The sequence below is a fragment of the Streptomyces sp. NPDC127177 genome (assembly GCF_042672475.1).
In the GTDB taxonomy this organism is placed as follows: domain Bacteria; phylum Actinomycetota; class Actinomycetes; order Streptomycetales; family Streptomycetaceae; genus Streptomyces.
Genome location: NZ_JBHXUW010000029.1, coordinates 78,899 through 100,471 on the forward strand (window position 1 = coordinate 78,899; position 21,573 = coordinate 100,471).

Consider the following 21,573-nt stretch of genomic DNA (forward strand, 5'->3'; position numbering starts at 1 on the left):
GAGGTCGCAGAGGTCACTGAAGGGAACGCACATCATGACTGACTCCACCTACACGTCCGCGACGTCCGGCACATCCGGCACGTCCGGCACGCCAGCCACGTCCGCGACGCCTGCCACCTTCGGTAGCTCCGGCAGCTCCGGCTCGGCCGCTCAGGTCCTCTCGGTCGCGCCGGTGGTGCTGCCGGCCCCCGGCCGGGCCGTGGACCTGGAGCTCCGGGTCTCCGCGCCCGTGACCGGCGACGAGCTGCCGATCATCCTCCTCTCGCACGGCCAGGGTCACTCGGACCACCTCTCCTCGCTGAACGGCTACGCCCCCCTCGTCAACTTCTGGGCGGCGCACGGGTTCGTCGTCATCCAGCCCACCCATCTGAGCTCCTCGACCCTGAGCCTGGACCCCGAAACCCCCGGGGCGCCGCTGTACTGGCGCTCGCGGGCCGAGGACATCACGCTCGTCCTCGACCGCCTCGACGAGATCGAGGCCGCCGTTCCGCAGCTCCGCGGGCGCCTGGACCACGGCAAGGCAGCCGTGGCCGGGCACTCGATGGGCGGGCAGACCGCGAGCCTGCTGCTGGGCGCCCGGCTCACCGATCCGCAGGACGGGAAGGTGGCGGAACTGGCCGATCCCCGGATCAGGGCCGGCGTTCTGCTGGCCGCGCCCGGCAGGGGCGGCGACGCCCTCAGCGAGTTCGCGGCCACGAACTACCCCGTCTTCCTGACCATGGACTTCACCGAAATGCGCACGCCCGCGCTGGTGGTCGCGGGCGACGAGGACGCCTCGCCCCACCTGACGGTCCGTGGCCCCGGCTGGCACGCCGACCCGTACACCCTCTCCCCGGGCCGCAAGTCCCTGCTGACCCTGTTCGGCGCGGAACACGGGCTGGGCGGAGTGTCCGGATACGACGTCGCCGAGACCACGGACCAGGACCCGGCCCGGGTCGCCGCCGTCCAGCGGCTCACCTGGGCCTACCTCCGTACGGAGCTCTACCCCGGGGACACCGCATGGCAGGCGGAGTGCGCTGCGCTGGCGGCCGGATCGGAGCCGCTCGGGCGGGTGGAGTCCAAGTAGGTCGCCGGATGAGGGCGGCCGCCGTCCCTGCGGTGTGTCAGCGGTCCGCGAGGGCCGCCAGCAGTTCGGCGGCGGGCTTCGGGTGGACCAGCCAGTGCAGGTGGCTCCCGTCGAGCGTCCGGACGTCGAAGGGGTTGTCGGGGGTGAGTACGTCGGCCTCGCGGATCATGCGGTCCTGCACGGCGGGCGGAACGCTGGCGTCGGCGGCCAGACGCACGTAGGTCCGGGGGATCCGGCCCCAGGTCGTGGCCTGTGCCCGGTCGGCGGACGTACCGGCGTCGAGGTTCTCGTCGGGCTGGAAGGTGTTCAGGAAGGTGCGGAACTCGTCGTCGGTGAGGTCGGCGGCGAACGCCTGCTTGAACGCGCCGAGCGCCACCGGGTCGGAGGTACGGAAGTTGGTCCGGAGCAGGCCGAGTTCGGCCGGGTTCCCGACGAGCGTGCCGGCGAAGGCCCCCGTGTCGACGTCCGCCATCTCCGGCTGGGCGTAGTAGCCGCCCACCTCCAGATCGACGGGACACCAGGCGGATACGTAGACGATCCGGTCGATCAGCTCGGGCCGGGCGTTGGCGACGGCGGTGGCCGTGATGCCGCCCCTGCTGTGGGCGACGAGAACGGTGGGCCCGTTCCGCCCGGCCCGCTCCAGGACCTCGATCACGCGGGCGGCGTTGTCGGCGAGTGTGACTCCCTTGATGCCTCCGGGTTCGGCCGCGAGGGCGTCGAGGTCCTGGGGAGCCTGGTAGGAGGCGGGGAAGGTCGCCTCGAATCCGTGCCCCGGAAGATCGACCGCGACCGAGCGGTGCCCGAGCAGGGCGAGTTCGGCCTGCAGCGGTGCGAACGAGAACGAATTCGCGAAGGACCCGTGGACAAGTACGTAGGTCGGTGGATTCTGCATGCCTCAGCCTCCAACAGGCCGATCTTCGGAAACAAGACGCAGGGGGCAGATCAAGGTCCTGGGCAACCGGTAGCGGCTCAGGGGAGCGACAGCCGCAACGGACCCGCCATCACGCCGACCGCAGGGTGAGCAGTGTGATCTCGCTGGGCGCGAAGATCCGGAACGGAGGACCCCAGTAGCCGGACCCCCGGCTCGTGTAGAGCTGGGTCCGCTCGCCGTGCCGGCTCAGCCCGTGCACCACCGGCTGGTCGATCCGGACGAGGTAGTGGAACGGCCAGATCTGCCCGCCGTGGGTGTGCCCCGAGACTTGCAGGTCGATTCCGGCGCTCGCGGCCTCCCGGACGTACTTGGGCTGGTGCGCGACGAGCAGGACCGGCAGATCCGGGTCGGCTCCCGCCAGCGCGCCGTCCAGGTTGGCCCGGTGTCCGGCCAGCCCGGAGGAGGCCGCGGTCATGTCGTCCACACCGGCGAGCACGAGGCTGTCCCCGCCCCGTTCGACGACGACATGGCGGTTGTGCAGCGTCTCCCACCCCAGACCCTCCATGAGGTCGAGCCAGCCCTGCGCCTCGCTGCCGTACTCGTGGTTCCCGGTGACGTACACCTTCGCCAGCCGGGACCGCATCGTCCCGAGCGGGGCGGCCTGCTCCCGGCGCTGGTCCGGGGTGCCGTCGGCGATATCGCCCGCGTGGCAGACGACGTCGGCGTCCAGTTCGTTGACCGCGTCGGCGACCCGCCCCGACCAGCCGGCCCGGTCGAACGGTCCGTAGTGGGTGTCGGCCACCACGACGACCCGTGTCCCGTCCAGCCCCGAGCCGAGCCGCGGGACGGTGACGTCCAGCCGCACGATCCGGGGCAGGCGCATGGCCTCGCGGTATCCCCAGGCCAGCAGCCCGGCCCCGACCACCGCGACGGCGATGGCCACGATCCTGGACCGGACCGGGTCGCCGACGCCGGACGCCATCAGGACGAGCCGAAGCAGGGCGCCCAGCGCCGACCAGGCGAACAGCACCCAGATCACCCCGAGGGTGGTGTCGGCGACGCGTGCCGCCGGGTCCGACCGGCGGCGCCCGTGCCCCATGACCATGAGCACCGGGAAGGCGAGCAGAGCGGCGGCGAAGAGGACCGTGCCGACCAGGACCACCGGGAGGGGCCAGTCCGTGTGGGAGGAGAACAGCGTCCACCAGGGCAGGAAGAACAGGGAGACGAGTACGACGACGAGTATCAGCACCCGGCGCACGATCCGTCCCGCACCTCCCCTCGGGGCCTGCGGCGCCCCGGCGGCGGCCTGCATCGCGGCCTCGGGCGAGGACCCGAGCGCACCGCCGTCCGGTGCTCCGCCGTGTGCCGCTGGTGCGGCCGCCTCTGAAGAGTGGGTTTCGTGGTCTGTCACTGCGCTGCCCCTCGCATCCGTGAGTCCGGCCGGTCCACATCATCCGGCATGCGGGATCGTCGTCCGAAGGGGGCCCGCACCGCTTCGGTTGGGCGTGGCCCCGGCGGCAGGTGCGGTCCGCATTCCTTCCGGCGCGGGCCGCACACCTTCCGGCGTGGGGCGCATTCCCTCCGATGTGGGCCGGCCGACGGAAGCGCCGTGGCCGGCCGGCCGGGCGGGCGCCGCCGTCGAGGAGAAGGCCGAGAGACCCGCCCCCCTCGACGGCGGCACCCGGGCCGAAGCCGCCTACGGTCCGCTGCCGGCCCGACGGCCGGGCGGCCTCACTTCAGATGCCGCCCGAAGAACCGGTTCCCGTCCTCCAGCTCGAACCACGGGGTACCGAGGTGGCCGCCCGGGTTGGCGTGCAGCGTCTTCTCCTCGGCGCCGAACGCGTCGAACAGGTCCAGGGCCCTCTGCCGGGGGTTCCCTTCGTCGTCCCACTGCAACAGCATCAGCAGCGGAACGGTGATCTGCCGGGCCTCCTCGCACTGGGCGCGGGGCACGAAACCCCCGGCGAAGAAACCGGCGGCCGCGATGCGCGGCTCGACCGCCGCCAGCCGAATGCCGAGGGCCATCCACCCGGAGTACCCGACCCGGCCGTCGATCTCGGGCAGCGAGAGGAGGGCGTCCAGGGCGGTCCGCCACTCCGGGACCGCGTTCTCGACCAGTGGACCGATGAAGGACTCGAAGATCTCGTCGACCGGCTCGCCGGCCCGCATCGCCCGGCGAAGGTCGGCCCTGGCCTGCTCGTCGGCGGTCGAACGGGGCCGGTCACCGCACCCGGCGGCATCGATGGTGGCCACCGCGTAGCCGGACGCCGCGGAGCGCCGGGCCCTGGCCACCAGCCGGGGTTCCCTCATGGACAGGCCGTTGTTGTGGGCCATCAGGATCAGCGGGGCCGGTGCGGCGGACTCGGGCGTCCACAGGGTGCCGGGGGTCTCGCCGAGGGTGAACCCGCGCTCGGTGACGCCGTCGTCGAGGCGCTGTTCGGAAGTGAACTGCATGGTCGTGCCTTTCGGGAGTGCTCAGAAACGGCGCTCCCGGACGACCTTTCGCCCGACCGTGACCCCGGAGGGGAGCACCCATGTCGATTCTGCGTTCACGGGTACCACCTCCTGCTTCTCTCGCACGGCCTCCGGGAAAGTAGCAGTGGCCGCCGCGGCCCGCCAACGGGTTTTCGCTCGGGCTCCGCGGCCGGACGGCATGGAGCCGCCGGCCGACGGGCAGGCGCCCCCCGGGCACCGTTCGAGTGGTTCGGAACACTTTTGCAAGCGCCTGCTTGCAAAAGTTAGCGGTGAGGGTCCACCATCGAGGCATGGCATCACTCAACGTCGGCAATCTCGGCGAGTACCTCCGCGAGCAGCGGCGTACCGCGCAGCTGTCGCTGCGGCAGCTCGCCGATGCCGCCGGGGTGTCCAATCCCTATCTGAGCCAGATCGAGCGCGGGCTGCGCAAGCCCAGTGCCGAGGTGCTGCAGCAGGTCGCCAAGGCCCTGCGGATCTCCGCCGAGACCCTTTACGTACGGGCCGGGATTCTGGACGAGCGGGAGCGGGACGAGTTGGAGACGCGGGCGGTGATTCTGGCCGATCCGTCGATCAACGAGCGGCAGAAGAGCGTGCTGCTGCAGATCTACGACTCCTTCCGCAAGGAGAACGGGTTCGAGGACGGGCCCGGGGCAGACGAGGGGAGTGCGTCCGGTGCGGATGCGCCCTTCAATGCCGACGGCAGTGCTGCCGATACATCCTCAAAGCCTTCGAAACCCTCACACTGAGTCTGATGATCCGGGAGGACCACAGTCATGGCCATCACCGATGACCTGCGCAAGACCCTCACCGACCCGACCCCCCTCTACTTCGCCGCCGGTACGGCCGATCTCGCCGTGCAGCAGGCGCGCAAGGTCCCGGCGCTGATCGACCAGCTGCGGGCCGAGGCGCCGGAGCGCATCGAGGCCGTGCGCAACACCGACCCCAAGGTCGTGCAGGAGAAGGTGACCGCGCAGGCCAAGGAGGCGCAGTCCACCGTGCAGGCCCGGGTCGCCGAGGTGATCGGGGCGTTCGACACCGATCTGAAGAAGCTGGGCGAGAGCGCGCAGGACCTGGCGCTGCGCGGCGTGGGTGTGGCCGCGGAGTACGCGGTCAGGGCCCGGGAGACGTACGAGAAGGTCGCCGAGCGCGGCGAGCAGACCGTGCGGACGTGGCGGGGCGAGACCGCCGAGGAGATCGTCGAGATCGCCGTCGTCGTCGAGCCGCGCAAGGAGTCCGAGCCGGAGGGCAGGACTCGGCCCAAGCCGCAGGCGGCGCCGCAGTCCAAGGCCGCGCCGAAGCCGGTGGCCAAGCCCGCGCCCGCGGCGAAGCCCACGCCCGCGGCGAAGCCCGCGCCTGCCGCCAAGACCGTGAAGGCCGAGGCCAAGCCGTCGCCCGCCGCTGCGAAGAAGGCGCCCGCGCGCAAGCCCGCCGCCAAGAAGACCACGCCGCCCAGCGCCAAGTAGCGCGATGGCCGGCAGGTGTGCCGGGAGGGCGGGCGGGCACCTTTCGGGGTGTTCCGGTCGTTGTCCCGGTACCTTGGCCGCGAGGCGCTCACTCACTTATTAGGCGGTGCACATCATGTTGCTCGAAGGCTTCAACTCAATCCTCGGGCTGATCTTCACGGCCATGCTCGTCCTCGCCGTGGTGGCCTTCATCATGGCCGCGATGGCCCGTGAGGACGCCTACCGTGCCGCGGACAAGCAGAAGAAGTCCTTCTGGCTGATCATCCTCGGCATCGCGGTGGTGGTGAACCTCTGGGTGCCCATGCTCTTCATCCAGATCGCCGGGCTGGTCGCGACCATCGTGTTCTTCGTGGACGTGCGGCCCGCTCTCAAGGCCGTCACCGGTGGCAGGAACCGCCGTGGCGGTTCCAGCAGCGACGGGCCGTACGGCCCCTACAACGGCGGGCGTTGAGCGCCGGCGGGTGATACCTGCCCGGGGCGGGGGCGCGGAATGCTCCGGCCCCGGTCGCCGCTCGGCACCCGGCGGCGCACGACCTCCTGGTCGCGGTCGAGCAGCAGGACCGCGACGTCGTCGGTCAGTTCGCCGCCGTTCAGCTCGCGGGCATGGGTGACCGCCGCATCGAGCAGGTCCTCGCCCGCCAGCCCCTCGGCCAGCTGGCGGTTGATCATCGCGACCATCCCGTCCTGCCCGAGGCGCTGGGTCCCCTTGCCGATCCGGCCCTCGATCAGCCCGTCGGTGTACATCATCAGGCTCCAGGAGCCGCCCAGTTCCACCTGCCGACGCGGCCAACGGGCGCGCGGCAGCAGGCCGAGGGCCGGTCCGCCGTCCTCGTACGGAAGCAGATGAGCCGCCCGCCCGTGGCGGGCGATCAGCGGTGCGGGGTGGCCCGCCAGGCAGAGGCCCGCACGGCGTCCGTCCGGGGCGATGTCGACCGTGCAGAGGGTCGCGAAGATCTCCTCGCTCTCCCTTTCGTGCTCCAGGACCTGCTGGAGCGTGGAGAGCAGCTCGTCGCCGCAGAGCCCGGCCAGTGTCAACGCCCGCCACGCGATGCGCAGTTCCACGCCGAGCGCCGCCTCGTCCGGGCCGTGGCCGCAGACGTCGCCGATCATCGCGTGGACCGTGCCGTCGGGTGTGCGGACCGTGTCGTAGAAGTCCCCGCCGAGCAGTGCGCGGCTGCGGCCGGGGCGGTAGCGGGCGGCGAAGCGCAGATCGGAGCCGTCGAGCAGTGGTGTGGGCAGCAGACCGCGTTCCAGGCGGGCGTTCTCCTGCGCCCGCAGCCGGGACTCGGTGAGCTGGTGATGCGCGACGTCGGCGCGCTTGCGTTCGACGGCGTAGCGGATGGCGCGGCTGAGCAGCCTGCCGTCGAGCTCGTCCCGGAAGAGGTAGTCCTGCGCCCCCACCCGTACCGCCTCGGCGGCCAGCTCGGCGTCGTCCTGTGCCGTGAGCGCGAGTACGGCGTGCCTGGGCGCGATCCGCAGGACGTGTTTGAGGGGGCCGAGACCGTCCGCCTCCTCGCCCTGGGCGGGACGCGCCTCGCCGCCGGACGGCAGGGCCAGGTCCAGCAGGATGCAGTCCACGTCGTCGGTGAGGAGCCGGCCCGCCTCGGTCAGATTGCGGGCGGTACGGATACGGACCCGGGTGCCGGCCACGGCCGGGAGCTCCGGGACGGTGAAGGTGCCCGCCGGGTCGTCCTCGATCACCAGGAGGGTGAGGCCGGTGCCATAGCTGGTCTCCGCAGCGGGAACGGCACGTTGCTGCGGTACGGGTACGGGCATCGAAATCGGGTTTCCTTCCCTCCCCCCGAGGGCGCGGCGGAGCGACGATCGACGACCCGCCAGCGGGGACGATAGCGGTACGGGATGCGGGAATGGAATGGCGCTCGGTGCGTGGCGGCCGTTCCGGTTGGGGCCTTAAGCCGCGCAAGGGCGCAGATCCGGCGGCATATGCCGGGTGCGTGGCCGTTTCCTTCGCATGACAAAGGTCACGTGGCCCGGCGGCCCCGGGTGGCACGGGTCACGGCTGTGGGGCGCGGGGCCCGGCGCCCGGTGGGTGCGGACGGGGGGAGGGGCCGGAGGACGCGCGGTGCGGGAGGCCGGTGAGGGAGGCAGGATCCGCGCGGCGCCGGGCCTCCGCTCGCTCCCGGGGCAGCCTTAAGAGTCCCTTGAGTTTCACTTAAGGAGACTCCGGGGAGAGGGCGGGGCGGCCGGACGGGACAGCCGGGCGGGGTCGGCATCTGGTGCCGGTGGCCGGAAGCCCCGTGCGACGTCACTTGTCCGGGCGTACGACCCCGAGGATCTCCATCGAGCCCGCTCCCGTGATCGTCACGTTGCGGCCCGGTCGCGGGGCGTGCACGATCGCGCCGTCGCCGATGTACATCCCGACGTGCGTGGCGTCGTTGAAGTAGATGACCAGGTCGCCGGGGCGCATGTCCTTGATCGCGATGTGCTGGAGCTGCCGCCACTGTTCCTGCGAGGTGCGCGGGATCGGCTGTCCGGCCGCGGCCCATGCCTGCGACGTCAGCCCGGAGCAGTCGTACGACTTGGGTCCCACGGCACCCCATACGTACGGCTTGCCGATCTGGGAGGTCGCGAAGGCCACCGCCTTCTTGCCGCTCGGGCTCGCCTCGCGGTTGATCTCCTTCAGGGCGCCGGAACTCAGCCAGGCGGTCTGTGACTTGTACTCCGCCTGCTGTTCCAGTTCGAGGAGCCGGGCCTTCTCCTTCTTCTCCAGCTGGGACTCGAGCTTCTTCGCCGCCGCTATCTGCGCGTTGATCTTCTTCTTGGCCTTGGCCTGCTTGACGCGATTGGCTTCGAGCTTCGTCCAGTTGGTGCTCGCGTCCTGTGTGTACGTCTTCAGGTCCTCCTGGGTCCTGTTCAGTTCACCCAGGACGCCCTTGGCGGCCTGCTGGCCCTGGCGGGCCCGGCTGACCCCGTCGAGGAAGAGCTGCGGGTCCCCGCTGAGCATCAGCTGGGCGCCCGGCGGCAGTCCGGCGTTGCGGTACTGCTCGCGGGCCTGGGCGCCCGCCCTGCTCTTGAGGTCGGCGATCTTCGCCTGGCCCTCGACTATGGCCTGCGCCAGCTTGACGATCTCGCCGGACTGCTTCTTGGCCTTCTCCTCGGCGAGGTTGTACGCGTCCGTGGCCGACCCGGCCTTGCGGTACAGGGCGTCGATCTCCTCGCGCACCTCTTCGAGGTTCTTCTTCCCCGGCGGGTCCGTCGGGTCCGGTTGCTCCGGTGCGGGGGAGGGGGCCGCCGGTGCGGCGAAGGCCTGGACCGGCGCGGCCAGTACGGCCAGCGCGCAGACCAGCGTGATGGCAGCGGCGGCACTGTGGCGTCGGTTCACGAGCTCCCCCTCCGGACAGATCCAGCGGATCTGATTTACCGTCAGTAACTTATGGCACCGACGAGATCGTGCCATGCCGTACCGAAAAGCAACAGAGGCTCACACATCTCCAGCAACTTCCGGCCGGTGGCCGGGCCTCGGACGCGCTCCCCCCGAACTGCTCCCCGCCTTCTGGGACGAACGGTGCCCGGCCGGTGTTCCCGACGGAGGGGGAGTTGCTGACGAAATTCCCGGGAAGCCCCCGGATGTCCACGAGATGTCCCCGGGAGGCCTCCGGAACGGCCCCCGGAGTCCGCTTCCTGTTTACGCCGGGTCGGGGCTACCGCTCGGGCCTCAGCGCGGCCCAGCTCACGGTGACTTCGCCCTGCCGCCACCGCCGTACGCCGTCCGTCAGCGGCCAGTCGCCCGACAGCGCCCGTACCGCCGTGATCCAGCGCTGCCGGGCGCCCAGCGATGCGTAGGGTGCCGCGGCGGCCCAGGCGCGGTCGAAGTCGCGGAGGAACGCGTGGACGGGTTCGCCCGGCACATTGCGGTGGATGAGCGCCTTGGGCAGCCGCTCCGCGAGGTCGGACGGCCGGTCGAGGGAGCCGAGCCGGGTCGCGAACGTGACCGTGCGCGGTCCCTCAGGGCCCAGCGCCACCCAGACATGGCGGCGCCCGATCTCGTCGCAGGTGCCCTCCACCAGCAGCCCGCCGGGCGCCAGCCGTTCGCAGAGCCGCCGCCAGACCGCGGCGACCTCGCCCTCGTCGTACTGGCGCAGCACGTTCGCCGCCCGGATCAGCACCGGCCGCTCGGGCAGCGGGATCTCGAAGCCGCCGTGCCGGAAGGTGAGCCCCTCGCGCTCGTACGGCTTCGCGGCGGCGACCCGCTCCGGGGAGATCTCGATGCCGGCCACCTCGGTGCGCGGCTCGGCGGTGCGCAGCCGTTCCAGCAGTTCGACGGCGGTCCAGGGGGCGGCGCCGTAACCCAGGTCGACCGCGACGGGGGTCTCGGCGCGGCGCAGGGCGGGGCCGTGGGTGGCGGCGATCCAGCGGTCCATGCGGCGCAGCCGGTTCGGGTTGGTGGTCCCGCGGGTCGCGGTGCCGATCGGGCGCATGACACAGAGCGTAACGAGCGGGGTGGAGCGGACGGCAGCCGTGGGGCGGATCGCGGCAGTCCGGGCGGAGCGGACGGCCGCCGTGGTGGCGGATCGCGGCCGTGGGGCGGATGGCGCAGTGGAGTCGCGGCGACGCGCCGGGCACGTACCGTAATTATTTGGTAAAGCGGAAATGAAAGGAGGGGTTCCGCTGTTCCAGCCCTTCGAAGGGACCGTGTGCCCCTTCGGTGCCATGCCCTGAACGAGTCGGTACCAGTGCCCTGAACGAGGAGGACCGGACGACGTGAGTCAGTACGTCTCTCGGCTCGGCAACAGCCGTGTCTCACCGCGTCTCAGGTTCCCCGGCGGATTCTCCGGCTCCTTCGCGGGCGGCCACCGCAAGCCCCGCCGGATCGCGATGCTCTCCGTGCACACCTCCCCGCTGCACCAGCCGGGGACGGGCGACGCGGGCGGTATGAACGTCTACATCGTGGAGCTGGCCGAACGCCTCGCCGCGATCAACATCGAGGTCGAGATCTTCACCCGCTCCACCACCGGCGGGCTGCCGCCGGAGGTCGAGCTGTCGCCCGGCGTCCTGGTCCGCCACGTCGACGCGGGCCCGTACGAGGGTCTGGCCAAGGAGGAGCTGCCCGCCCAGCTCTGCGCCTTCACGCACGGCGTGATGCAGGCGTGGGCCGGTCAGCGCCCCGGCTACTACGACCTGGTGCACTCCCACTACTGGCTCTCCGGCCATGTCGGCTGGCTGGCCGCCCAGCGCTGGGGCGTCCCGCTCGTCCACGCCATGCACACCATGGCGAAGGTCAAGAACGCCTCGCTCGCCGAGGGCGACACCCCCGAACCCGCCGCCCGGGTCATCGGCGAGACCCAGATCGTCAGCGCCGCCGACCGGCTGATCGCGAACACCGCGGAGGAGGCGGACGAGCTCGTCCGCTTCTACGAGGCCGATCCGCGGGCCGTGGCCGTCGTCCACCCCGGCGTCAACCTGGACCGCTTCCGCCCGGCCGACGGGCGGGCCGCGGCACGGGCCCGCCTCGGGCTCCCGCAGGACGCCCTGATCCCGCTCTTCGCGGGCCGCATCCAGCCGCTGAAGGCCCCGGACGTGCTGCTGCGCGCCGTCGCCGTCCTGCTGGACCGCGACCCCTCGCTGCGCTCCCGCATCGTCGTGCCGATCGTCGGCGGCCCGAGCGGCAGTGGGCTCGCCAAGCCGGAGGGGCTGCACAAGCTGGCCGCCCGGCTCGGCATCGCGGATGTCGTACGGTTCCACCCGCCGGTCGGGCAGGACCAGCTCGCCGACTGGTTCCGGGCCGCGTCCGTGCTGGTCATGCCCTCGTACAGCGAGTCCTTCGGCCTGGTCGCCATAGAGGCCCAGGCGGCGGGCACCCCCGTCGTCGCGGCGGCCGTGGGCGGCCTTCCGGTGGCTGTGCAGGACGGGGTGAGCGGCTTCCTGATCCCCGGGCACGATCCGCAGGCGTACGCGGAGGCGCTGGAGCGGTTCGACCTCGCGCCGGAGCTGGTCGCCCGGATGGGCGGCGCGGCGGCGGAGCACGCGCAGCGGTTCGGCTGGGACACGGCCGCGGCGGCGACGGCGGACGTGTACACGGAGGCGATGCAGGAACACCGGCGGCGGGTGCGGTCGCACCAGGTGTGAGGTGCGTTCCGGACGTCGGGCGGGCGCCCGGTCCGGCGCGACGTACGCGATGTGGTGCCGGGTTCCCGGCGACGTACGCTCGGACCATGGCTGACGCACCCGACGAAGCGGCAACGACTCCCCAGGCCGCGCAGGTCACCCGGGTCATCGAGACGACGCTCACCGATGCCGGGCTCGACTGGGAGAACCCCGCGCCCGGCAGCTACGTCGTCCAGCTGCCCGGCACCCGCAAGCTCTCCACCACCTGCTCGCTGCTCGTCGGCAAGCACTCGCTCTCCCTCAACGCCTTCGTCATCCGGCACCCCGACGAGAACGACGCGGCCGTGCACCGCTGGCTGCTGGAGCGCAACCTCCGCCTCTTCGGCGTGGGTTACGCGATCGATTCGCTCGGGGACGTCTACCTCGTCGGCAAGCTGCCGCTCTCCGTGGTCACACCGCAGGAGCTGGACCGGTTGCTGGGCGTGGTCCTGGAGGCCGCCGACGGCGCCTTCAACCCCCTCCTCGAGCTGGGATTCGCGAGCGCGATCCGCAAGGAGTACGAGTGGCGGGTGTCGCGCGGCGAGTCCACGCGGAACCTCGACGCGTTCACGCACCTGACGAAGCGCCCCGCCGACTGACCTCCGTCGCCCCACGGCTCCCCACCTCGTCGAGCGCCGCTTCGAGCCGGGGAGCCACCGCGTTCCACGTCCCCTCCAACTGCTCCCCGCTCGTCCCGCGGGGCACGGTCTCCACCAGCATGATCAGGTAGAGGTACGAGCGGTAGAGCGCCAGCCGCAGCCGCAGCGAGTCATCGAACCCCACCGGCCCGCCCGGCGCCGACTCCCCGTAACCGCGCAGGAAGTCCGCGTCCTCCTCGATGTTCCCGAACAGGGCGAGCGAGACGAAGTCGGCGGCCGGGTCGCCCCAGAACATCCGCTCCCCGTCGATGATCCCGCCGATCCGCCGTGCCCCAGGCTCCCCGGTGACGAGGATGTTGCCCTGCCACAGGTCGAAGTGGACGAGCGCGGGACGCGTGACGTCGTCCAGCACGGACGAGGCGGCGTCGAGCAGCCGGCGGATCTCCGCGACCGCGCGCGGCAGCCGTGCCGCGTACGTCAGCGCGTCGTCCAGCACGGCGTCGGTCATGGCGGTGAACGCCTGCCGCCAGGTGGGCGCCAGTGGGCCGAGGGCCCCGGACGGATAGCCGAACCCGTCCGGCCCGGACACGGTGTGCAGCCGGCCGACGGTCCGCCCGAGTTCCGCGCGCAGCCGGGGCTCCTCGCCGTCGGCCATCGCGCCGGCGAGCTCGTGCCAGGGCTGCCCCGGACACGCCGTCATGATCACGTAGGCGCCCTCGGGGGCGGCCGGGTCGAGACCGCTGTGCACGACGCGGGGGACCGCGGCCATCTCGGGGAGCGTGGCGGCCGCGGTGTAGAAGGTGACCTCGCCGACCAACAGGTCGCGCTCGTAGGCGAGATGGGCGCCGGCCTTCACCGGCGGAGGTATCTTCACCACCCACTCCCGGCCGTCGGCGAACGAGACCCGGGTGACGGCGTTGTAGGTCCCGCCGGTGAGCGGTTGGTGCGAGGCGATCCGCTCAGGCGGCATCCCCACGGAACCGAGCACGGCGGACAGGGCGGAATCGACAGGCATCAGCGAGGTCCCTTCAGGCGGTCACCCTGTGACGCACACGGCCGACCGGGGCGAACGCCCAGCTCAGGGCGGTCTCGTGGGTGATCACGACGTCGTCACGATCAGAGGCGATGCCCGGTTTGACGGGTTGCCAAACCACGGGCGGCTCATAGAGTTGGCACACCCCCACGATCCCCACGGTCTCCCACCGGCCGCGCCGAACCCGGCGCCGGCTGATCTCGTGCGGGCGGAACAACCTGAACAGAAGGATGGGCCATGCGACCCACTGCCATACGCCGGACCGCTGTTGCCGCCACCGTGATGTCCCTGACCCTGTTCACCGCGGCCTGTGGTTCGAACGCGGCGGACAAGGACGACGCCAAGTCGGCGGACTCCACGTCCGCCAAGCCCTCGAACGGGTCCGCCGCGAAGGTGCTCACGGCGGCGGAGCTGGAGAAGGCCGCGCTGGCCCAGGGCGACGTCAAGGCCCACAAGATAACCAAGGCCGGCCCCGCAGACATCGTCTCCGCCGAGGACGTCACCGCGGACAAGGCGGCCTGCGACGTCTTCGGGGACGCCCTGATGGGCGCCGGGACCGGCTCGCCCGCGGCCTCCGCCGAGCGCAAGGTGGTCAGCGAGCCGAAGAAGGGCGCCGACGACGACACCGCCGACCCCGAGGAGGCGTTCAAGGCCGCCTTCGACATCACGACGACGCTGACCACGCTCGCCTCGTACGAGGGCAAGGGCGCCGAGGAGACCCTGGCGTCCCTGCGTACCGCCGCGACCGATTGCGCGTCCGGCTTCACGCTCAAGGCGGCCGGGACGAAGCAGAAGATCGTCAAGATCGCCGAGGAGAAGATCAAGGGCGGCGAGGACGCCGTCGCCTGGACGGTGACGATCGAGTCGGACGGCGACAAGAGCGCGATGAAGCTCGTGGAGATCCGTCAGGGCTCGACGGTCGCCTCGTTCACCTCGCTCAACCTGGCCTCGGCCGGTGGCGGCGGCGACTTCGACCTGCCGACCGCGGTGGTCGACGCCCAGGTCGCCAAGTTGGCCTGAAACACTGGCGTACGAGGAACTGTGGCCGCCGGCCACGTCCGGTCAGGGCAGCGGAACGAGCCGCACCACGGTGACGGTCAGGACGGACCCGGAGACGTAATAGAGCACGATCGCCCCGGCGACCGTCGCCTCGCGGCGATCGTGCTCACCCTTCACGGCGGACGACCCGTGCCCGTACGGGATGCGCCCGAGCGTCCCCGCCATCTCGTCCCGGAAGGCGTCGCCGTCCCGCATCTTGGCCAGGGTGTCGTCGGCAGGTGGCGCGTAGGAGATCCGGAAGCTCAAGCGACGCTCCGCCTCTCGGCCTCGTCGCGCGCCAGCCGGTCCAGGATCCGTTCCGCCTCCGGATCGGGTACGGCCTCCAGCATCCAATGCCGCATCACGGCCTGGATGTCGTGCACCCCGGCCTCGTTGATCGCGTCGTCGAACTCTTCGCGTCTCGCCTCGGGCAGGGCGGCGCGGATGGCCGGGATGCTGTTCGGCACCTCGACCTCGGCGCCGTCGACAAAGGTCTTCAGGGGCTCACCCATGGCTGCTCTCCCGATCTCCCCGCATGCGCCACAGCGTACGACGACGGGCACGGGGCGTCACCTGCGGCCTTGCCACCAACATGACTTGACGGCCGTCGCGGCCACCCCGTCGGTGACCTCATCCGTAGCCGGGCCCGCCTCTTCCGGCGCGCGAGGGCATGCAACACGGAGGTGGGCACGACCGAACACCGTTTGCGGCGGCCGCTGTTACCGAACACCGTTTGCTGCGGCCGCTGTTACCGAACACCGTTTGCTGCGGCCGCTGTTACTGACGGTGGCATCGACGATCGAGCCGTGACGGCAGCAGGGCCCGGACCGTGTGTCGGTCCGGGCCCTGCTCGTCGTTCGGTGTGCCGCCCCGCGGCGGCGGTGCGTCAGCTCTGGGCGCTGTCGTCGCCCGTCTGCCCGGTGCTCTCGGCCGCACCTGACTTCTCACGCATCTTGCGCACCAGCTCCGCCTTCTGCTCGGCCGCACCCCGGCGGTCGAGGTTGCGGTGCGGGCCGTTGTTCTGCCGTTCGGCGCGGGACAGCCGCTTGCGCTGGCCGCCGCCCATGCCCACGGGGTTGTTGATGTTCTTGCTCACGGTCACGGGTTCTCCAGGTAATGATGTGTACACCACACGGAGAACCCGCAGGTGGGGGGCTTGAAGTCAGTTGCCTACTTCTTCTTGCCCTGGTTCTTGACCGCCTCGATGGCCGCCTTCGCCGCGTCCGGGTCGAGGTACGTGCCGCCCGGGTTCAACGGGCGGAAGTCCGCGTCCAGTTCGTAGGAGAGCGGGATGCCCGTCGGGATGTTCAGGCCCGCGATGTCGGCGTCGGAGACTCCGTCGAGGTGCTTGACCAGGGCGCGCAGGCTGTTGCCGTGGGCGGCGACCAGGACCGTGCGGCCGGTCAGCAGGTCCGGGACGATGCCGTCGTACCAGTACGGGAGCATGCGGACGACGACGTCCTTGAGGCACTCGGTGCGCGGGCGCAGCTCCGGGGGGATCGTCGCGTAGCGCGCGTCGTTGCTCTGCGAGTACTCGGCGTCGTCGGCGAGCTCCGGGGGCGGGGTGTCGTACGAGCGGCGCCAGAGCATGAACTGCTCCTCGCCGAACTCGGCGAGCGTCTGCGCCTTGTCCTTGCCCTGGAGGGCGCCGTAGTGGCGCTCGTTCAGCCGCCAGGAGCGGTGCACGGGGATCCAGTGGCGGTCCGCCGCCTCCAGCGAGAGCTGGGCGGTGCGGATCGCGCGCTTCTGGAGGGAGGTGTGTACGACGTCGGGAAGCAGGCCGGCCTCCGTGAGCAGCTCACCGCCGCGGACCGCCTCCTTCTCGCCCTTCTGGGTCAGGTTGACGTCCACCCAACCGGTGAACTGATTCGTCGCGTTCCATTCGCTCTCGCCGTGGCGGAGGAGGATCAGCTTGTACGGTGCGTCGGCCATGAGTCCGAGCCTAATCGAACCCGTGCGGGCCGCGCGCGCCCGGTCACAGGGCGGACAGGGGGCGGGGAAGGGCGGGGACGGCCATCGGGTCGGGGCGGCCGATTGACGGCGGGCGTCAATTGGGTGGCAGCGCGTGATCCGGGGTTCGTAATGTTCGGATCGGCGGCGGGCCACTTACCGCCGCCATCCGTTCACGTACCTCCCGGGGGGAACCCGCATGTCTGTCGCCGGTCTGAGGCGGGCCACCCGTGAAACCGTCTCCGGTCTCCCCAGGGAGTTCTGGTGGCTGTGGACCAGCACCCTGGTCAACCGGCTCGGGGCGTTCGTCGCCACCTTCATGGCCCTGTACCTGACCCTGGACCGGGGCTACTCCGCCTCGTACGCCGGTCTGGTCGCCGCCCTGCACGGGCTCGGCGGGGTCGTGTCCTCGCTCGGGGCCGGGGTGATGACGGACCGGCTGGGGCGGCGGCCCACGATGCTCGTCGCGCAGGTCTCCACCGCCCTTTCGGTGGCGGTGCTCGGCTTCATGGTCGATCCGGTGGCGATCGCCGGGGTCGCCTTCGTGGTCGGTATGGCCAGCAACGCCTCGCGCCCCGCCGTGCAGGCGATGATCGCCGACATCGTCCGGCCCGAGGACCGGGTACGGGCCTTCTCGCTCAACTACTGGGCCATCAACCTGGGGTTCGCGGTCTCGTCGGCCGGGGCCGGGTTCATCGCCGAGTACAGCTATCTCGCGGGCTTCGTCGGCGAGGCGGCCATGACGTTGGTCTGCGCGGTCGTCGTCTTCATGAAGGTGCCGGAGTCCCGGCCGGGGAAGGCCGCGTCCACGGTCCCGGGCGCCTCCGCCGCCTACCGCGCCGACGACGGCGTGCGGCTCGGCACGGTACTTCGCGACGGGCGGTTCATGGGGGTCGTCGGCCTGTCGTTCGTGATCGCCCTGATCTTCCAGCAGGGGTACGTGGGGCTGCCGGTGGCGATGGGGACGGACGGGTTCAGCAGCTCGGACTTCGGCACCGCGATCGCCGTCAACGGCGTCCTGATCGTGGTGCTCCAGATCCCGGTCACCCGGTTCATCCAGAGCCGTGACCCGCGCCGGCTGCTCATCGTGTCGTCGGTGCTGGCGGGGTACGGATTCGGGCTGACCGCGTTCGCCGGATCGGTCGCCGTGTACGCGCTGACGATCTGTGTGTGGACCGTCGGCGAGATGGTCAACGCGCCGGTGCAGAACGGCCTGGTCGTCCAGCTCTCACCGGCCCACGGCCGGGGCCGCTACCAGGGCGTGTACTCGCTCTCCTGGGCCGCCGCGGCGCTCGTCGCCCCGCTGATGTCCGGTGTGGTGATCGACCGCTTCGGGGCTCAGTGGCTGTGGGGGACGTGCGCGGCCCTCGGTACCGTCGCCGCGTTCGGGTACTGGCTGCTGATGCGGAACCCGGCGCGGCCCGGGACGCGGTCGCAGCCGCACCCGGGCGGGACGGCCGAGGCCGGCACCGATCAGGCGCCCGCCGTGGAGCGTACGGCCTGACCTGCGGCATCACGCCGGACGCGCCCCGCACGGAGACTCTCCGTGCGGGGCGCGTCCCGTTGCTCCCGGGCCCGTCAGCCCGAGCAGCCGCCGCACTGGCACGGGGCACCGGACTGGCAGCCGCACCCGCAGCCCGAGCCGCAGCCGCAGGCGCCCAGGACGGCTCCGTGCGCCACTTCGGCGGATGTCTCCTGCTGGGGTTCGGTCGTGGGGGAATCGGCCATGGTTCCTCCTCAAGGCGTACGACAGGGCCGTACGCCCGCACACGGGGCCCACGACCGGGGCGTACGGACAAGTCGTGCCGCCCCACCCCATTGCATGCCCACCCGGGCGGGCGCATCAACGGCGCACACGCGCAGGAACCTATGTGCGAGCCGCTGCGCGGTCGTGCGCCCCGCGCCGGACCGGCTTGCGCACCGCTGGCGCGGGTCCCGGCGGGTCTCCGTCCGGATCCCCGGATCGCCGGGCCCCGGGCCCCCGCCCGGTTCATCCGGGGCCTCCGCCCGGATCCCCCCTCCGGGCCTCCGCCCAGGATCTCCGGCCTGCGCGACCCGCCCGGTCGCCGAAGGCCCTACGCGCCCTCCACCGGTGCCGGCTGCTGGATCTCGTCCGCGTGCTCGCCCGTCACCAGGTAGACGACCCGCTTGGCGACCGAGACCGCGTGGTCGGCGAACCGCTCGTAGTAGCGGCCCAGCAGCGTCACGTCGACGGCCGTCTCGATGCCGTGCTTCCAGCGGTCGTCCATCAGGTGCTGGAACAGCGTGCGGTGCAGCAGGTCCATCTCGTCGTCGTCCTGCTCCAGCTGGAGCGCCAGGTCGACGTCCTTGGTGATGATCACCTCGGCGGCCTTGGCCATCAGGCGCTGTGCCAGCTGCCCCATCTCCAGGATGGTGGCGTGCAGGTCGTGCGGCACCGCCGACTGCGGGAAGCGCAGCCTGGCCAGCTTGGCGACGTGCTGGGCGAGGTCGCCCGAGCGCTCCAGGTCGGCGCTCATCCGCAGTGAGGTGACCACGATCCGCAGATCGGTCGCCACCGGCTGCTGGCGCGCCAGCAGGGCGATGGCCCTGGCCTCCAGGTCGTGCTGGAGGTCGTCGACCTTCTGGTCCGCGGCGATCACCGTCTCCGCGAGCTTGAGATCGGCGTCGAGCATGGACGTCGTCGCCCGGCCGATCGCCGACCCGACGAGCCGGGCCATCTCGACGAGGCCCTCGCCGATCGAGTCGAGTTCCTCGTGGTACGCGTCACGCATGGGAAGTCCCTCTCCAGTCCTTAACCGAGGCCGGGGCCAGCTCTGAACCCCACGTTGCCACCGTGACGGCCGTACGCGTCGGGTTCCGACCACCCAAGTGAACCGGTGCTTGCTCCTCGGTGAACTCTGGGCGACGAGTGTTCGAGTAGGCACTCGGATGGCTGGGAGAGTGTCCGCCGGGACGCATAACCTGGAGCCATGGACGTGAACGCGGCGGTCGCCGCAGCTGCAGCGATCGCCGGGCTGTGTACCGGCGTGATCGCGATGCTGGCGTTCCGCTGGAGCGAGCGCGACCAGAAGAAGCCGACGCGTACCTCCCTGCGGCCCGACAGCAATGCCCCCCTGCCTCCCGGGGTCGACACGGTCCTGTCCGTGCTCAGCTCCTCCGCCGTCGTGCTCGACGAGAGCGACAGCGTCGTCAAGGCCAGCTCGGCCGCGTACGCGCTGGGGCTGGTCAGGGGCGGGCGCCTCGCCGTCGAACCCATGCTGAACATGGCCAGGGACACCCGCCGTGACGGTGAGATACGCCAGGTGGAACTGGACCTTCCGCGCCGCGGTACGGGCCGGGGCGAGGCCCTCGCGGTCTCCGCACGGGTCGCCCCGCTGGGCTCCCGGCTGGTCCTGCTGCTGGTCGAGGACCTCACCGAGGCCCGCCGCATCGAGGCGGTGCGGCGCGATTTCGTCGCCAACGTAAGCCACGAGCTCAAGACCCCGACCGGTGCGCTGTCCCTGCTCTCGGAGGCCGTCATGGACGCCTCCGACGACCCGGAGGCGGTGGAGCGGTTCGCGGGCCGGATGCAGATAGAGGCGACCCGGCTCACCAACCTCGTGCAGGAGCTCATCGACCTCTCCCGGGTGCAGAACGACGACCCGCTGGAGGACGCCGAACCGGTCAGGGTCGACGAACTGGTCGCCGAGGCCATCGACCGCTGCCGGCAGCAGGCCGGCTCCAAACAGATCACCATGGCCGCGGGCGGCACCGCCGAGCTCCGCATCTGGGGCAACCGCGGCCAGCTCGCAGCCGCTCTCGGCAACCTCGTCGAGAACGCCGTCAACTACAGCCCTGCCCGCACCCGCGTGGGCATCGCCGTCCGCCGGGTGGCCGTATCCGGCGGGGACGAGATCGAGATAGCCGTGACCGACCAGGGCTTCGGTATCTCGGAGAAGGACCGCGAGCGGGTCTTCGAACGCTTCTACCGCGTCGACCCGGCCCGCTCACGGGCCACCGGTGGCACCGGCCTCGGCCTCGCCATCGTCAAGCACGTGGCCGCCTCGCACGGCGGGGAGGTCACTGTCTGGAGCTCGGAGGGACAGGGCTCCACCTTCACCCTGCGGCTGCCCGAAGCGGGCGCCGTACGGGAACGGGACCGCACATCCGGCGGACCGCTCATCGTCAACGGCGACGAGGGGCCGTACCCGGCCGCCGCCTCAGACACTCTTGATTCATTCCCTGCCCCGGAGGCCCTTCCGTGACCCGAGTGCTTGTCGTCGAGGATGAGGAATCCTTCAGCGACGTCCTGTCCTACATGCTCCGCAAGGAAGGCTTCGAGGTCGCCATCGCGGCCACGGGTCCCGACGGCCTGGACGAGTTCGAGCGCAACGGCGCCGACCTCGTGCTGCTCGACCTGATGCTGCCCGGACTGCCCGGCACCGAGGTCTGCCGGCAGCTGCGCAGCAAGTCCAACGTCCCCGTGATCATGGTCACGGCCAAGGACAGCGAGATCGACAAGGTCGTCGGCCTGGAGATAGGAGCCGACGACTACGTGACCAAGCCCTTCTCCTCGCGCGAGCTCGTCGCCCGCATCCGCGCGGTGCTGCGCCGCCGCGGGGAGCCGGAGGAGGTCACGCCGGCCGCGCTGGAGGCGGGCCCGGTCCGGATGGACGTGGACCGCCACGTCGTCACGGTCTCCGGCGGCAAGGTCGACCTGCCGCTCAAGGAGTTCGACCTGCTGGAGATGCTGCTGCGCAACGCAGGCCGGGTGCTGACCCGGATGCAGCTGATCGACCGGGTCTGGGGCGCGGACTACGTGGGTGACACCAAGACCCTCGACGTCCATGTGAAGCGGCTGCGCGCCAAGATCGAGCCCGACCCGGGGGCGCCGCGGTTCCTGGTGACGGTGCGGGGCCTCGGGTACAAGTTCGAGCCGTAAACCGGTTGGCCCGCCGCCCCTGGAGGGGCTTGGGCGCGACACATACGGCTGAGGCGCCTCCCGGCCCGGG

At 71.4% G+C, this 21,573-nt stretch carries 23 protein-coding genes; 10 read left to right on the forward strand and 13 right to left on the reverse strand.

Annotated features, from left to right (window positions below):
• Nucleotides 1–34 precede the first annotated feature (34 nt).
• Nucleotides 35–1,066, forward strand: coding sequence for an alpha/beta hydrolase family protein (locus ACFVJX_RS19535; RefSeq protein WP_384132191.1), 1,032 nt, complete (start codon nt 35–37; stop codon nt 1,064–1,066).
• Nucleotides 1,067–1,103: 37 nt separating this feature from the next.
• On the opposite strand, the gene ACFVJX_RS19540 is transcribed toward ACFVJX_RS19535, so the two are convergent.
• The 3 genes from ACFVJX_RS19540 to ACFVJX_RS19550 form a co-directional block, all read right to left on the reverse strand.
• Entirely contained in the window at nt 1,104–1,958 is an 855-nt protein-coding gene (locus tag ACFVJX_RS19540; protein ID WP_384132189.1) for an alpha/beta hydrolase, read from the reverse strand.
• Nucleotides 1,959–2,067: 109 nt separating this feature from the next.
• Nucleotides 2,068–3,249, reverse strand: a complete 1,182-nt coding sequence (locus tag ACFVJX_RS19545) for a metallophosphoesterase (RefSeq protein WP_384132300.1) — start codon at nt 3,247–3,249, stop codon at nt 2,068–2,070.
• Nucleotides 3,250–3,668: 419 nt separating this feature from the next.
• Complete coding sequence (locus ACFVJX_RS19550) at nt 3,669–4,391, reverse strand: dienelactone hydrolase family protein (RefSeq protein WP_384132186.1); 723 nt, start codon at nt 4,389–4,391, stop codon at nt 3,669–3,671.
• 311 nt (nt 4,392–4,702) lie between these two features.
• Between ACFVJX_RS19550 and ACFVJX_RS19555 the strand changes: the two genes are divergently transcribed.
• The 3 genes from ACFVJX_RS19555 (at nt 4,703) to ACFVJX_RS19565 (ending at nt 6,326) form a co-directional block, all read left to right on the forward strand.
• Nucleotides 4,703–5,158: a helix-turn-helix domain-containing protein gene (locus tag ACFVJX_RS19555; RefSeq protein WP_384132183.1), complete on the forward strand. Its 456-nt coding sequence runs from the start codon at nt 4,703–4,705 to the stop codon at nt 5,156–5,158.
• Nucleotides 5,159–5,185: 27 nt separating this feature from the next.
• Nucleotides 5,186–5,875 carry a hypothetical protein gene (locus ACFVJX_RS19560; RefSeq protein ID WP_384132180.1) on the forward strand — a complete coding sequence of 230 codons (690 nt, stop codon included), beginning with the start codon at nt 5,186–5,188 and terminating at the stop codon, nt 5,873–5,875.
• A gap of 115 nt (nt 5,876–5,990) precedes the next feature.
• Nucleotides 5,991–6,326, forward strand: coding sequence for a DUF2516 family protein (locus ACFVJX_RS19565; protein ID WP_384132177.1), 336 nt, complete (start codon nt 5,991–5,993; stop codon nt 6,324–6,326).
• Here the strand turns inward: ACFVJX_RS19565 and ACFVJX_RS19570 are convergent.
• From ACFVJX_RS19570 to ACFVJX_RS19580, 3 genes are all read right to left on the reverse strand, one after another.
• Nucleotides 6,308–7,651, reverse strand: a complete 1,344-nt coding sequence (locus ACFVJX_RS19570; protein WP_384132174.1) for a PP2C family protein-serine/threonine phosphatase — start codon at nt 7,649–7,651, stop codon at nt 6,308–6,310. The two genes, ACFVJX_RS19565 and ACFVJX_RS19570, sit on opposite strands and share 19 nt — an antisense overlap.
• 490 nt (nt 7,652–8,141) lie before the next feature.
• Nucleotides 8,142–9,218 carry a C40 family peptidase gene (locus ACFVJX_RS19575; RefSeq protein ID WP_384132171.1) on the reverse strand — a complete coding sequence of 359 codons (1,077 nt, stop codon included), beginning with the start codon at nt 9,216–9,218 and terminating at the stop codon, nt 8,142–8,144.
• 319 nt (nt 9,219–9,537) lie between these two features.
• A complete protein-coding gene (locus ACFVJX_RS19580) occupies nt 9,538–10,314 on the reverse strand; it encodes a class I SAM-dependent methyltransferase (RefSeq protein ID WP_384132168.1) in 777 nt (258 codons plus the stop codon).
• Nucleotides 10,315–10,597: 283 nt separating this feature from the next.
• Here ACFVJX_RS19580 and mshA point away from each other — a divergent pair, with 283 nt between their 5' ends.
• Both mshA and ACFVJX_RS19590 read left to right on the forward strand, forming a co-directional pair.
• On the forward strand, nt 10,598–11,962 hold the full coding sequence (mshA, locus tag ACFVJX_RS19585; protein WP_384132165.1) for a D-inositol-3-phosphate glycosyltransferase: 1,365 nt from the start codon (nt 10,598–10,600) through the stop codon (nt 11,960–11,962).
• A gap of 86 nt (nt 11,963–12,048) precedes the next feature.
• Nucleotides 12,049–12,579 (forward strand): YbjN domain-containing protein, encoded by a 531-nt coding sequence (locus tag ACFVJX_RS19590; protein WP_384132162.1) that lies wholly within the window; start codon nt 12,049–12,051, stop codon nt 12,577–12,579.
• Here ACFVJX_RS19590 and ACFVJX_RS19595 read toward each other — a convergent pair.
• On the reverse strand, nt 12,548–13,594 hold the full coding sequence (locus ACFVJX_RS19595; protein WP_384132159.1) for a phosphotransferase family protein: 1,047 nt from the start codon (nt 13,592–13,594) through the stop codon (nt 12,548–12,550). The two genes, ACFVJX_RS19590 and ACFVJX_RS19595, sit on opposite strands and share 32 nt — an antisense overlap.
• Nucleotides 13,595–13,849: 255 nt before the next feature.
• On the opposite strand from ACFVJX_RS19595, the gene ACFVJX_RS19600 reads away from it, so the two are divergent.
• A complete protein-coding gene (locus ACFVJX_RS19600) occupies nt 13,850–14,632 on the forward strand; it encodes a hypothetical protein (RefSeq protein WP_384132157.1) in 783 nt (260 codons plus the stop codon).
• Nucleotides 14,633–14,674: 42 nt separating this feature from the next.
• Here the strand turns inward: ACFVJX_RS19600 and ACFVJX_RS19605 are convergent, their stop codons facing one another.
• The 4 genes from ACFVJX_RS19605 to ACFVJX_RS19620 form a co-directional block, all read right to left on the reverse strand.
• The gene (locus tag ACFVJX_RS19605) at nt 14,675–14,917 is read right to left on the reverse strand and encodes a hypothetical protein (protein WP_384132154.1); all 243 of its coding nucleotides are present in this window, start codon (nt 14,915–14,917) and stop codon (nt 14,675–14,677) included.
• Entirely contained in the window at nt 14,914–15,162 is a 249-nt protein-coding gene (locus ACFVJX_RS19610) for a hypothetical protein (RefSeq protein WP_384132151.1), read from the reverse strand. Before ACFVJX_RS19610 ends, ACFVJX_RS19605 begins: the two co-directional genes overlap by 4 nt.
• 374 nt (nt 15,163–15,536) lie before the next feature.
• Nucleotides 15,537–15,752 (reverse strand): DUF6243 family protein, encoded by a 216-nt coding sequence (locus ACFVJX_RS19615; protein WP_384132148.1) that lies wholly within the window; start codon nt 15,750–15,752, stop codon nt 15,537–15,539.
• A 68-nt stretch (nt 15,753–15,820) separates the two neighbouring features.
• Nucleotides 15,821–16,582, reverse strand: coding sequence for a phosphoglyceromutase (locus ACFVJX_RS19620; protein ID WP_384132146.1), 762 nt, complete (start codon nt 16,580–16,582; stop codon nt 15,821–15,823).
• A gap of 217 nt (nt 16,583–16,799) precedes the next feature.
• Between ACFVJX_RS19620 and ACFVJX_RS19625 the strand changes: the two genes are divergently transcribed.
• Entirely contained in the window at nt 16,800–18,104 is a 1,305-nt protein-coding gene (locus ACFVJX_RS19625; RefSeq protein WP_384132143.1) for an MDR family MFS transporter, read from the forward strand.
• Between the two features lie 74 nt (nt 18,105–18,178).
• Here the strand turns inward: ACFVJX_RS19625 and ACFVJX_RS19630 are convergent, their stop codons facing one another.
• The gene (locus ACFVJX_RS19630; RefSeq protein WP_384132140.1) at nt 18,179–18,328 is read right to left on the reverse strand and encodes a hypothetical protein; all 150 of its coding nucleotides are present in this window, start codon (nt 18,326–18,328) and stop codon (nt 18,179–18,181) included.
• Nucleotides 18,329–18,675: 347 nt separating this feature from the next.
• On the reverse strand, nt 18,676–19,353 hold the full coding sequence (phoU, locus tag ACFVJX_RS19635; RefSeq protein WP_384132137.1) for a phosphate signaling complex protein PhoU: 678 nt from the start codon (nt 19,351–19,353) through the stop codon (nt 18,676–18,678).
• 198 nt (nt 19,354–19,551) lie between these two features.
• Between phoU and ACFVJX_RS19640 the strand changes: the two genes are divergently transcribed.
• Both ACFVJX_RS19640 and ACFVJX_RS19645 read left to right on the forward strand, forming a co-directional pair.
• The gene (locus ACFVJX_RS19640) at nt 19,552–20,826 is read left to right on the forward strand and encodes a sensor histidine kinase (RefSeq protein WP_384132134.1); all 1,275 of its coding nucleotides are present in this window, start codon (nt 19,552–19,554) and stop codon (nt 20,824–20,826) included.
• Complete coding sequence (locus ACFVJX_RS19645; RefSeq protein WP_073733027.1) at nt 20,823–21,503, forward strand: response regulator transcription factor; 681 nt, start codon at nt 20,823–20,825, stop codon at nt 21,501–21,503. Before ACFVJX_RS19640 ends, ACFVJX_RS19645 begins: the two co-directional genes overlap by 4 nt.
• The last annotated feature ends 70 nt before the right edge of the window (nt 21,504–21,573 follow it).